Genomic DNA, 12,674 nt, shown 5'->3' with positions numbered 1-12,674 from the left:
AAGTAGTAACCGGCGCAAAAATAGGAAACTATCGACTTTTCTAAATGGATTTATTCTTTTTGTAACGGGCAATAATGTCCACCACCGGCTGATACTGGAGGATGACAGGATTCAATTCCAGTAATTTCTTCAACAGCTTCGGAGCCTTCGCCATCGCATTCTCCAGCTGCAAAAGACCCTCGCGGCTACGGCCAAGGGCAAAATATACGGCAGAAAGATAGAAGACAAATAATGGTTTACCCCCAGTGATCCGGATCGCCGTCTCCACCTGTTCCAGCGCCTCGTCAAAATACTCGGCATTATAAAGACACCGGATCAGCGCCTCCCAGCTGGAGATATTCCGGGGCCGGATCCGCACCACATTAGAAAAATATTGAATAGCCTCTTTGAACTCGCCCAGTTGCATCTTGCACTCGCCCATGGCGAGATTATACTCCGGCTGCATGGCATGGATGCGCATCGCCGCCTCCAGCTGCTTCACCGCCTGCCCCCACTGCTCTTCGTTGATATAAGTGCAGGCCAGCTTATAATACAGCTTGCTGTCATCCGGGTTGAGGTGCGACGCCTTGCGATAATAGAACCGGGCCTGCGCATAATTGTCCAGTTTGTCGTAGCAATGGCCGATCGCCTCATAGATCACATCCTCCGGCCTCGAAAGCTCCAGCACCTTCTCAAGCGACTCGATCGCATCCCGGTACTTACGCAACCGGATATACGCATCGCCCATATTCCGGTAAGCATAATCGAACTTCTCGTCGATCGCCAGCGCATACTTGTACGCATCCACGGCCTTCTCATACAGCTTCAGCCCCTGGAACGCCGCCGCCAGGTTGAACCATGCCAGCTCATTGTACGGCTTCTCGTCGATGATCGACTGGTGCAGCCGGATACTCTCCTCGTTCCGCCCCGTAAAATCGGTCCAGAAACAGATCTTGTACAAGGCCTCCTCATTCGAAGGGTCCTGCTCTAGGATCAGCTTCAGACAATCGAATATCTTATCGAACTCCTCGTAATCGTCATAGACGTCCGCCAGCTCGAAAAGCAGCTCCACCCGCTCCTCTCCCTCGAAATGCAGCAACGCGCTCTCCAGCAGCAATGCCGCCTTCTGCGGTTGGTCAAGCGCCAGGTAGGCGTCCGTCTTTAAAATGTAAAGGTTGATATCGCTGCTGTCGAGAAGCTCCACCTGCTCGAGAATGGCGAGAGCTTCATGATACCGCCGGGTGGCGATCATCAGATCTGCCTTTTTCACCAACAAAGCCGAAGAATAAGGATATTGCTCGATCCCCAATTCCACCGCCTCTATCGCCTGGGTCAGATCCTCCGTGTCATCAAAATAGTCGATTATTCTTTCAAATGCTTCTTCCTCCAAAAAGGAATGTTGCCGTCCACTTTTCAAATCCGAATACTGTTTCAACAACTCCTTCATTTCTTCGCGGTCCTGATGGTATGGATTTTCTTGCATGTGTTAAAGGTTATCGTAAGTTACGCCATTCGTACCGGCTTACCGAAAAATAATTTCTCCCCGGATGTGGACCCGGACACGCTCCCAAAAACATTACTCTCACAGGTTAAAATGTCATTAAGGATGGCAACCCTCCGCGCTTATTTAACGTATTTTTAAAAGGGTTCGGAACACTTATCTGTAACATTATCGGCATCAGGCCGTTAAAAGTTTACTAAATTTTGTGATAAGCGGTTAAATATTACCCAATTTTTTTCACTACATTTGTATTGGAATGCTTATACCGGCACACATAGAATGGAGAAAATTGATGCGCAAAACGCTCATCAGCGGTCTCATGATCACCGTGGTCAGTCTCGCTTTCGCCAGCAAAGGCGGCGGCGGCGAAAAGAAAGCACCCAACAATAGCCTGAAGACGAATTTCACCCCCATTCGCACTACCACCGGGTTCACGCTCAAAACCGGTCCTTCCTTTACCGGTAGCGTTCTGCTGGGCACCGAAAAGAAAGACAACCACATATCTTTCAACACTTTAGTCACCTACGAAAAGGGCAACACCATGTACATCCTGCCCTATCGCTACAAGATCAACAGCTCTCTCTTCCTCCGCAATAGCAGCAACAGCAGCCTCCAGTTGCTGGACCTGCACATCAACATGAGCGGCCGCAAATAAGCTTAATTTAACTTCTTACTTTCCTCGTAATTCATCTCCCGGTACCCACCGGTAGGAATATCGAACTTCGACGCCGGCACCGGATTCAGGCTCATTTTGGAAAATCGGTAGGATATCTTCACATTCCCATTCGTCAGTTCATATTCGAGCGGTAACCCCGCCAACGTCCTGAATAGCGGATCGTAAGTCCTGTTCTCCGGCACCAGTTCCTTCGTATAATACACCGTCACCATAGCCCCCGCCGAGGTCTGCCCCGTAGCCTTGATACAATTGTAACCCGCGATCACCTTCGACTCACCCGTATTCTTGAACTCCACGCCGTCATACATCCGGTTCTTCTCCGACCAGTTGTCGGGATTCATCCGGATCAGCAGCTTCTGGCCGCTTAACTCCTTGAGGATCACCCCAAAACCCGTATTTGCATCGTAAATGGAAGTAGAAGAGAACAATTGATTCGTCATCTCGCTGCGGCTCTTATTGCCTTTGATATATACGGTATGAGACGCATTGCCGACGCCTTCCAGCTTATTACCGCCCTCGATGATAACAGAATAATCGTATACTAAAGTAAGCTCGGAGATCCTCTTCTGAGCCCGCGCAGGCAGGAAAAGGATACATAGGAAAAACAGGCAGAAAGGGTTACGAAGGATATTAAACATTGATTAAAAGTAAGAAACACCCCTCAAACCTCCAAGCAAGACCGCAATTAAGCCCCCGCCGCAAAGGCCGCCGCAACGAACCCAGCAAACACCTCAGGCGCCCCAAAACTGAAACCGGCACCCGACGGCCTCCACAGCCCCCGCCCCTCAACCATCCAAAAAACCAACGCAAGATAATCCGCGCGACAGACGAGGACGTCCCGGTCCGGCCAAGCGGAGAAACCCCAAGGAAAAAAATCTGGAAAACATAAAGCCCCCGCCCCGTACCGGCGCCGTCGGCGCCTGGCAGGGCCGATGTTGGGCCTTCGGCCAGCCGGCCCGTGGCCGGCTAGCGCCCTTTCTTCTGCGCCTCCTTCTGCGCCTCCTGCATCTGTTCCAGCCGCTCCTGCCATTTCGACTTCGCCTTCGGCTTCGTCCGGTTCTCCTGCAGTTTCGCCAAAATTTTGGCGTGGTCGATAATATAGTTCTGGATCACAAACTGCAAACCCAGCGTGATCAGGTTGGACACCGTATAATACCAGGTCAGCGCCGAGGCCAGCCGGTTAAAAAAGATCAACAGGAAGACCGGCATGATATACGGCATATACTTCATCGCCGGGTTACTCTGATCCGGCGTCATGCTCATCCCATACAATGAGATCAGGAAGCTCGTCACCACCGCGCACAAGGCAAAAAGGCTCACATGATCGCCATACCCAGGGATCGAGAACCCAAAGCTAAGGATACTGTCGTAGGACGACAGGTCATGACTCCATAAAAAGGTTTCACCCCGCAACCCGAGATTGCTGCTGAAGAAACTATACAGGGCAAAAAAGATCGGGATCTGCAACAACGCCGGGATACACCCCCCAAGCGGGTTGACCCCCGCCTCCCGGAACAGCTTCATCTGCTCCATCCCCATCTGCTGCTGGTCATCCCCGATCTTCTTCTTCAACTGCTCGATCTCCGGCCGCAAAGCCTTCATCTTCGCACCGCTGAGATAGCTGCTGTACACCAGCGGAGAAGTGATCAACCGGATGAACAACGTCAGCAGCAGGATCGCGATCCCATAGCTGGCGATATATTTCTTGAAGAAATTGAACACCGGCATGATGATATAGACGTTCACCGGGCGGACAAAGCTGTACATCCCTCTGCCGAGGTCGATGATATGCGTCATCCCCGGCTCCTCCTTTTCCAGGATAGTAAAATCATTGGGCCCGTAATAAAGCCGCAACGGCAGACTGGCGTTTGCCGCGGCCGGGATCTTGGCCTGCAAGGCGACATCGCCCCGCGCGACGACATTCGAAGAATCCGATGCCTCCCGCGCCCAGTGGACGGCCCCGCCGCTAAACCCGTTCCTGGCGATCAGCGTCGTATTGAAGAACTGCTGCGACAAGGAGATCCATTTTACCGGTTTTTCAAAGGTCCGCTCGCTCTTCGAAGACATATAGTCGAATTGGCCATCCTCCATATATCCGATACTCGTCAGCCGGCGCTCCTCGGAAACGATCTTCTGCGCCCGTTGAGTTTCGAAATGCCAGCCCAGGTTGAAATTGTTCTGGGCGAACAGCTTGCCCGGGTTATTGATGTTGACGTTCCAATCCAGCACATAGTCATTCGCGGGCAGCGTAAATTCATGTTCGATCGACTCACCCGCGGGCGTCGGCAGTTGGAATCGCACCGTCTGGCTGCCATCGGCATTCTTGACCACCTGCCCCGCCTTGAAATACAGCTCGGCGACATCGGCAGCGCCCGAACCGGTATTTATCGGGTAGCTGATCCGGCTGTTCGGCCCCACCAGCTTCACCGGCGTACTGTCATAGGATTTGTACTTCTTCAGCTCCACATCCACCGGCTGCCCCCCCTTATTGCTAAACACGACCTTCACCAGGTCGTTCTCGATCGTCACCTGCTGCTCGGTCCCCTTGAAAGCAAGCTCAAAACTGTTCGAATCCACCACCGCGGGAGCCGCCTTAAGATTCGTATCCTGCTTCAAGGTCGCCTGGCGCTTAAGACTATCGGCCGCCTCACGCGCCCTGGTCACCACCGCAACGCTGTCGGCGATATGCTTCCGCTGCGCCTCCAGCTCGTGGCTGCTCTTCGTATTAATGTACAGGTAACCAAATAACAAAAGCCCAAGCAACACAAAGCCGATAACCGTATTACGATCGAATCCCATATATATTTTTTAGGAAGTGCAAATATACAAAGATCGACCACAGGTCGATCCGCCAAAACCACCGATTGCCGAAAACTCGCCGAAATTAGATCATTTCACTCTGCAACAGCGGATTCTTCACCGCATTCTTCGCCTCGGCAAACTCCTTGGCCGCCTTGATGAAGTGAACAAAGATCGGCTGCGGGTTCTCCACCGTGCTCTTCAACTCCGGATGGTACTGTACGCCGAAAAAGAAAGGATGGGAATTAGTGGATAGCTCGATGATCTCGATCAGCCCGCTTTCGGGGTTGGTGCCGCTCAGGATCAGCCCGGCTTGCTCAAAAGATTGCAGATACGCATTATTGAATTCCCAACGATGACGATGCCGCTCGCTGATCTCGGGCTTACCCTCGTAGATCCGGCTGGCCAATGAACCGGCCTTCAGCGCGCAGGGATAGGCCCCCAGGCGCATCGTTCCACCCTTGGCCGTCACTTTTTTCTGCTCCTCCATCAGGTCGATCACCGGGTGTGGCGTATGGACATCCATTTCCGTGGAATGCGCATCCTTCAGCCCCAACACATTGCGGGCGTACTCGATCACAGCCATCTGCATCCCGAGACAAATGCCGAAGAAAGGCAGCTTATTCTCCCGGGCATATCGCACAGCCACGATCTTCCCCTCTACCCCGCGATGACCAAATCCGGGCGCAACCAGCAACCCGTCCAGGTTAGCCAGCTTCTCGGCCACATTCTCTTCAGTGATAAATTCACTATGGACATTCACCACCTGCACCTTGCACTCATTGATCGCGCCGGCATGTACGAACGACTCCAGGATCGATTTATAAGCATCCTGTAATTCAATATATTTCCCGATCAGCCCGATCGTTACCTTGCTCTTCGGATATTTCAGCTTATCAAGGAACTCCTTCCACCTCCCCAGCTCGGGCTCATGCGTATTCGTAATGTTCAGCTTCTTCATACAGATCAGATCCAGCTTCTCCCGCATCATCGTCAGCGGGACCTCGTAGATCGTCGGCGCATCCGCCGCCTCGATCACCGCCTCAGGCTTGACATTACAGAAAAGCGCGATCTTCTTCCGGATATCCGGCGACAAAGGCTCCTCCGTCCGACAGACGATGATGTCCGGATGAACCCCCTCCTGGCTGAGTAATTTGACGCTATGCTGCGTAGGCTTCGTCTTCAGCTCCTTCGCCGCCTTTAGATAAGGCACCAGCGTAAGATGGACCACCACGCAATCCTCCTCCGGCATCTCCCATTGCAGCTGCCGGACCGCCTCGATGAACGGCAGCGATTCGATATCGCCTACCGTTCCCCCCAGCTCCGTAATGATGATATCCCATTTGTTGCCCTGGCCCAGCAGCAACATCCGCCGCTTGATCTCATCGGTGATATGCGGGATCACCTGCACCGTCTTGCCGAGATAGGCCCCTTCCCGCTCCTTGTTGATCACCGTCTGGTAGATCCGCCCCGTAGTGACATTGTTCGCCTGCGAAGTATAGATGTTCAAAAAACGCTCGTAATGGCCAAGGTCCAGGTCCGTTTCCGCACCATCCTCGGTTACGTAACACTCCCCATGCTCATAGGGATTCAAGGTGCCCGGGTCGACATTGATATAGGGGTCGAATTTCTGGATCGTCACCCTTAGCCCCCTTGCCTGCAATAATTTAGCAAGCGAAGCCGCAATGATCCCTTTTCCCAGTGAAGACGTTACACCACCTGTTACAAAAACATACTTAGCCATAGTATGGTCAATTAATTTATTATTAAATGCGTTGTTGTGCTGTTAGGCGACAGGCGGAAACCAATAACTTAGCTTGAACAATATCCTGGCCGCTGCGATGACCCATTGAAAACCATAAAAGAAGGGAAATTCAAGAAGGTCATGCAAAGTTACACGATTTTGCAATGCCGCAAAAACCCATGTGGATAACTTATAAGCCAAAGAGGCCCAACCTTCGGTTGGGCCTCTTCACATTCGTTAACGCGCGGTATTTATTTGAGGACGGCAAGCGTAATAGCCGGCTTCGCCCGGTTATCCATTGCCTCGGCGGCAGGCTGGCTCCGGGAAAATTCCTTGGCGGTCTTTTCCGTGTGATTGATCTTCACTGCGTGCAGAATAGCGATAGAAGCGATCTCAACGACTAATACAATTCCGGTAAGGGTCTTTCCTTTCATTGTTTATTGGATTTAGGTCATTTCCAGGGATCAAGATTTTTCCAAATGCGACAGATTTCGACTGCGCGGCGCAAAATTAGCTCCGCACACTCACAAACGCAAGATAATGCGGGTTTATTTTAATTAAAAGGTAGAATTCGCTACTTAATTTTCGGGCCTTTACGTGTCATTTTTCCCCTCCGGCCAAGGCATCTAACCTTTTAACAATCATTTACATATGAAAGAAAATTGTATTTCAGTAATGCCCAATTTTTTCTATTTTGTCGCAGATTTACTCCGACTATGAAATACCCAGTACCCTTTATCGGCTTGCTAGCCCTTTCCCTCACCGGGATGGCACAAAACAACATTCCTACCCTCTCTCTTTCCACCCTTCCCAGCGTCACCATCGATCTGAAGCGCTCCGGCCCCACCCGGCCCGGCGTATTCACCCATTTCGACGTGATCGATCAACGCACCGACACCGTCCGAATCGGCATCCATACCTTCGTCCCCACCATCGGCCGCAGCCATAACAACCAGCTCGTTTTCCCCCGACCCGCCGCCGCCGAGGTCGCCGCCTTCCTCAACAAGAATTTTGCAACCCCCGGCGGCCATTGGTCAGCCCTCATCGTCCTCCGCAACCTTTGGCTTTCCGACGCCAACTATCTCAAAGAGGATAAAGTTAAAGACGACCGGATTATCGATCAAAAGACCCATATCCGGCTAAAAGCCGAGATCTACGCCTGCAACGACAGCGTGTATATCCCCATCCTGCGATTCGATACCCTGCAGACCTATAAGAATAGCAATCAATACAACAACTGGAGCAGCTATTATTCCCTTTGGGAAACCGATCTCACCGCCGTCCTCAGCGAAATGGCCGACAGCATCTCCGCTTTGGCCCCGGCCAGGATAGAGAATGGCCGCCGGCTTCACCGGGAAGATATCCTGCAATTCAACCGGTCCCGCTTCGACCCGGCTATCACCGCTTCCAACGTCCTGTCCGCCGGCGTCTACGCCAGCTTCCAGGAATTCAGAGACAACGCTCCGTCCGTTCAGAATTTTGAGATCCAGCAGCAAAAAGGGGATCGCATGCTATACCTGAAGGACGCCGGCGGCTCTCTGCAATATTCGCACGATGCATGGGGGTATTGTGATGGGAAAACGATATTCATCATGCGGGATGGGAAGCTCTATCCGCTATGGAAGGAAGGAAAGGCCTTCTATTTCTTTAGCCAGGCTTATAAGGAGTATAAACTGCCCGATCCCTATATAAATCCCCAGGGCCAATCCCCGGTCGCGGCCGCCGACATCCTCCTGTCTGGCCCGCCTCCCCCCGGCTATAGGCCCACCTCGGGGGGGATAACGCAGCCGTGGGTAACCAAAAACGCTCACAACCGGCAACGCATCTACACCCTCGACATGGACTCCGGCTCGGTATATTAGGGTTTCCCCCGACCGGCCAGGGGCCGGTCTCAATCTTTAGCGATCTTATCATAGCTCGCCACCAGGCCCTTGATCAGCGAAGAACTGAACCCCTGGTGCTCCATCTCATTCAGCCCCGCGATCGTACAACCCTTGGGCGTCGTCACCTTGTCGATCTCCTGCTCGGGATGAGACCCCTTCTTCAACAACAGCTCCGCCGCCCCCTTCACCGTCTGGGCCGCGATCAGGTTGGCCGTGGCCGCATCAAAACCGATCTCGATACCCCCCTGGATATTCGCCCGGATATATCGCATGGCAAAGGCGGTACCACAGGCGCCAAGCACCGTCGCGGCATCCATCAGCTTCTCATCGATCCGCACCGCCTTGCCCAACTGGTTGAAAATGTCCAGCGCATATTGCAGTTGTTCTTCGTTGACATTGCGGGCCGCGATACAGGTCATACTCTCCTGGATCGCGATCGCCGTATTCGGCATCGCCCGCACCACCGGCACCCCGTTCCCAAGCACGCCCGCGATATGCTCGATGGTCACCCCCGTCACGACAGATACCAACACCTGCTTGTCCACCCGGAACTCGTCCTTCAGCGAACGCAGGATATCATTCACCTGGAACGGCTTCACCGCCAGGATCACCAGGTCGGCATATCGCACCGCCTCCTCATTCTTGTCGCTCACAAGCACGCCCTTCCGCTCCAGCTCGTGCAACGTATCGATATTCCGCTTGGTGATAAGGATATGCTTGGGCAGGACAAACCCACTCTGGATCAGCCCCTCGGCAATCGCCGTCCCTAAATTCCCACCCCCGATGATCGCGATCTTCTTATTCATAAATAGTTCTTTCTGGCAAGGTAATTCCTCACATAATCGATCACTCCTTCTTCAAGGGTATTGAACGCATTCTTATACCCCGCCGCCCGCAGCTTACCCATCTTCGCCTCCGTAAAATACTGGTACTTGTCCCGGATATCCTCCGGCATATCGATATACTCGATCCTCGCCGGTAGATCCAATCCCGCGAACGTGGCCTTTACCAGGTCCTCAAAAGACCGCGCCTTCCCCGTACCCAGGTTGTACAACCCCGATTCCGGCCGGTTCTCCATAAGCCAGAAGCACACCTTCACAACATCCTTGACATATACGAAGTCCCGCAACTGCTGCCCATCGGCAAAGTCCGGCCGGTGACTCTTGAACAACTTCACAAAACCATCCTTCTTGATCTGGTTGAAAGAATGGAAGATCACACTCGCCATCCGCCCCTTGTGGTATTCGTTAGGACCATACACATTGAAGAATTTCAACCCTGCCCAGAACGGCGGAGCCGTAACCCCACCCGCAGCCGCCTGCCGCAACGCCCACTTATCGAATTCGTTCTTCGAAACCCCATAAGGATTCAGCGGCTTCAGTTCATAAGGCAGATCATGCCGGTCCTCATACCCCAGCTCACCCGCTCCGTATGTCGCCGCAGAAGATGCATACACCAACGGAACCCGATGTTGCGTACACCAGGCCCACACCTTCTGCGAATACTCCACATTCAAATGCTGATGGATCGAATAGTCGAATTCCGTTGTATCCGTCCTGGCGCCAATGTGAAAGACAAAATCAACCACCGGTTGCTCCGCCGCCAGCCAGTCGAAAAAAACCTCCCGCTCCACAGCCGAGGCATACACCTTCCCGGCTAAATTAGGTTCCTTCGCAGCATCCCCAAACTCATCCACCAGGATGAGATCGGTAAACCCGTGTTGATTCAAAAATCCAACAAGACAGCTGCCAATGAATCCCGCCGCACCGGTGACGACAATATATTTTTTCATAGTTGATCTATGTCTACCAGCCGGGCCATATAATTCTCCAGGCTATGATCGTATTTATCCTTCCACCCGGCCACATGGCCCCAGTCGGCGCCGTCGACGACAAAATTCCCTCCGGTGACAACCCCCAGCTGCGCCGCCGGGAAGCCCCCCAATGCCTTCAAAAACTCCTCCACCCGCGAAGCCCCCACACTCACCACCACCCGGCTCTGCGCTTCCCCAAACCAATACGCGTCGGGACGGATCGCCGCATCCGAAGTAGCAACCTCGAAACCAAGCCCCCGCGGGAACGCCGACTCGGCCAGCGCAACAAACAGCCCGCCCTCGCTCACATCATGCGCACTGCGAACAAGCCGGCCGGCGATCAGCGCCGCCACCTTCTGCTGCAACGCATACTCCTCCTCGATATCGAAATGCGGCGCGGGGCTCTTCTCGACCTTGCGGACCTTATGCAGGTACTCCGAAGAAGCAATATCATTATAGGAATTCCCCAACAGGAAGATGACATCCCCCTCGTCCTTGAAGTCCAGCGTCATCTTGTTCTTCACGCTTTCCAGCAAACCGACCATGCCAATGGTCGGTGTTGGATACACCGCCCCATCGGGGTTTTGGTTGTAAAAGCTCACGTTCCCACCCGTCACCGGGGTGTCAAACTTCCTACACGCGTCACCCATTCCCTTGATGGCGCTGACAAACTGGTAATAGACCTCAGGATCATAGGGATTGCCGAAATTCAGACAGTTGGTCACCCCCAGGGGCTTCCCCCCGCTGCAGACGATATTCCGCGCAGCCTCGGCCACCGCGATCATCGCCCCTTTATAAGGGTCCGCAAACACATAACGGCTATTGCAGTCCGTAGTCACCGCCAAAGCTTTATCCTTCCCGGCGCCCTTCGCCAGCACCACGGCCGCATCACTGGGTTGGTTGGTCGAAGTATTCGCCGCACCCACCGTACTATCATATTGAACAGCCACCCATTTCTTGGAAGCGATATTCGGCAGCGCGATCAATTGCCCGGCAACCTCCCGCAGATCGGCAGGAACCGAAACAGATGAAGCATCGAAAGCATTCACCTCCTTCAGATATCCCGGTTCACTATAAGGCCGGTCATACTGCGGCGCACCGCCGCCCAGCACCAGCTCATGCGCAGGGATCTCGGCCTCAAGCTCGCCACCCATATAAAATTTCAAAAGCCCATCATCCGTCACCTCACCGATAACCGCCGCCGGCAAATCCCATTTCTCAAAAATAGCGACCACCTCGGCCTCCCGCCCCTTCTTCACGACCATGAGCATCCGCTCCTGGCTCTCACTCAGCAGCAACTCCCAGGCCTTCATATTTTCCTGCCGCGCCGGAACCCGGTCCAGGTCGATCCGCATCCCTACCTCACCCTTGGCACTCATCTCCGCCGTCGAACAGATAATGCCCGCAGCCCCCATATCCTGCATGCCCACGACCGCCCCGGTATGGATCACCTCCAGGCAGGCCTCCAACAGCTTCTTCTCCTGGAACGGATCTCCCACCTGCACCGCCGGCAACTCCTTCGTGCTCTCCCCCGTGATATTGGCCGAAGCAAAAGAAGCCCCGCCGATCCCATCCTTGCCCGTCGCACTACCCACAAAGATCACCGGGTTACCCTTCCCCTTCGCCGTCGCCGAGATCGTCTCCCCGTTCTTCAGGATACCCACGCTCATCGCGTTCACCAGCGGATTCGTATGATAACATTCTTCGAAATAGATTTCCCCGCCTACCGTCGGCACCCCAAAACAGTTGCCATAGTGGCCGATACCATGCACCACACCCGACAGCAAATGCTGGGTCTTCGCATCCTTTATATTGCCAAACCGCAGGGAATTCAGCGACGCGATCGGCCTGGCGCCCATCGTAAAGATATCCCGGTGGATACCCCCGACCCCCGTAGCCGCACCCTGGAAGGGTTCGATCGCCGAAGGGTGATTATGGGATTCGATCTTGAAAACCACTCCATAGCCATCCCCGATATCCATCAGCCCCGCATTCTCCTCACCGGCCTTCACCAGCATCTTCTTCCCTTCCCGGGGCAGCGTCTTCAACCACTTGATCGAGTTCTTATAACTGCAGTGCTCGCTCCACATGGCGCTGAAAGCACATAATTCCGTAAAATTGGGGGTCCTGCCAAGCTTTTTTCGGATCAGATCGAATTCTTCCCCAGTAAGCCGCAGCTGCTCGGCCGTTTTTACCGTAATGTCCATATTATAGAACGAGCCGGGTTTGATGGCAAAATAACCCGGCTCGTTCTAATATCTAACGTCGGGCCTTCGGCC

General features: G+C 53.6%; 10 protein-coding genes. 2 read left to right on the top strand and 8 right to left on the bottom strand.

Annotation, left to right across the window (positions count from 1 at the left end):
• Positions 1-40 precede the first annotated feature (40 nt).
• Positions 41-1,462 (bottom strand): tetratricopeptide repeat protein, encoded by a 1,422-nt coding sequence (locus tag VHE34_RS10735; protein ID WP_325587613.1) that lies wholly within the window; start codon positions 1,460-1,462, stop codon positions 41-43.
• Positions 1,463-1,772: 310 nt separating this feature from the next.
• On the opposite strand from VHE34_RS10735, the gene VHE34_RS10730 reads away from it, so the two are divergent.
• Complete coding sequence (locus tag VHE34_RS10730; protein ID WP_325587611.1) at positions 1,773-2,135, top strand: hypothetical protein; 363 nt, start codon at positions 1,773-1,775, stop codon at positions 2,133-2,135.
• 2 nt (positions 2,136-2,137) lie between these two features.
• On the opposite strand, the gene VHE34_RS10725 is transcribed toward VHE34_RS10730, so the two are convergent.
• The 4 genes from VHE34_RS10725 to VHE34_RS10710 form a co-directional block, all read right to left on the bottom strand.
• Positions 2,138-2,794: a hypothetical protein gene (locus VHE34_RS10725; protein ID WP_325587609.1), complete on the bottom strand. Its 657-nt coding sequence runs from the start codon at positions 2,792-2,794 to the stop codon at positions 2,138-2,140.
• 328 nt (positions 2,795-3,122) lie between these two features.
• Complete coding sequence (yidC, locus tag VHE34_RS10720) at positions 3,123-4,955, bottom strand: membrane protein insertase YidC (protein ID WP_325587607.1); 1,833 nt, start codon at positions 4,953-4,955, stop codon at positions 3,123-3,125.
• An 85-nt stretch (positions 4,956-5,040) separates the two neighbouring features.
• Entirely contained in the window at positions 5,041-6,699 is a 1,659-nt protein-coding gene (locus VHE34_RS10715; RefSeq protein ID WP_325587605.1) for a CTP synthase, read from the bottom strand.
• 251 nt (positions 6,700-6,950) lie between these two features.
• Positions 6,951-7,133, bottom strand: coding sequence for a hypothetical protein (locus tag VHE34_RS10710; protein WP_325587603.1), 183 nt, complete (start codon positions 7,131-7,133; stop codon positions 6,951-6,953).
• Between the two features lie 282 nt (positions 7,134-7,415).
• Between VHE34_RS10710 and VHE34_RS10705 the strand changes: the two genes are divergently transcribed.
• Positions 7,416-8,561 (top strand): hypothetical protein, encoded by a 1,146-nt coding sequence (locus tag VHE34_RS10705; protein ID WP_325587601.1) that lies wholly within the window; start codon positions 7,416-7,418, stop codon positions 8,559-8,561.
• A gap of 29 nt (positions 8,562-8,590) precedes the next feature.
• Here the strand turns inward: VHE34_RS10705 and proC are convergent, their stop codons facing one another.
• From proC to purL, 3 genes are read right to left on the bottom strand one after another with little or no spacing between them, the layout of a single operon-like run.
• The gene (gene proC / locus VHE34_RS10700; RefSeq protein WP_325587599.1) at positions 8,591-9,388 is read right to left on the bottom strand and encodes a pyrroline-5-carboxylate reductase; all 798 of its coding nucleotides are present in this window, start codon (positions 9,386-9,388) and stop codon (positions 8,591-8,593) included.
• Positions 9,385-10,374 (bottom strand): ADP-glyceromanno-heptose 6-epimerase, encoded by a 990-nt coding sequence (rfaD, locus tag VHE34_RS10695; protein WP_325587597.1) that lies wholly within the window; start codon positions 10,372-10,374, stop codon positions 9,385-9,387. Before rfaD ends, proC begins: the two co-directional genes overlap by 4 nt.
• On the bottom strand, positions 10,371-12,602 hold the full coding sequence (gene purL, locus VHE34_RS10690; protein ID WP_325587595.1) for a phosphoribosylformylglycinamidine synthase subunit PurL: 2,232 nt from the start codon (positions 12,600-12,602) through the stop codon (positions 10,371-10,373). Before purL ends, rfaD begins: the two co-directional genes overlap by 4 nt.
• Positions 12,603-12,674: the final 72 nt, after the last annotated feature.

The organism is Puia sp. (assembly GCF_035546395.1).
Lineage (GTDB): Bacteria > Bacteroidota > Bacteroidia > Chitinophagales > Chitinophagaceae > Puia.
This window is presented reverse-complemented; position numbering and strand designations above follow the sequence as displayed.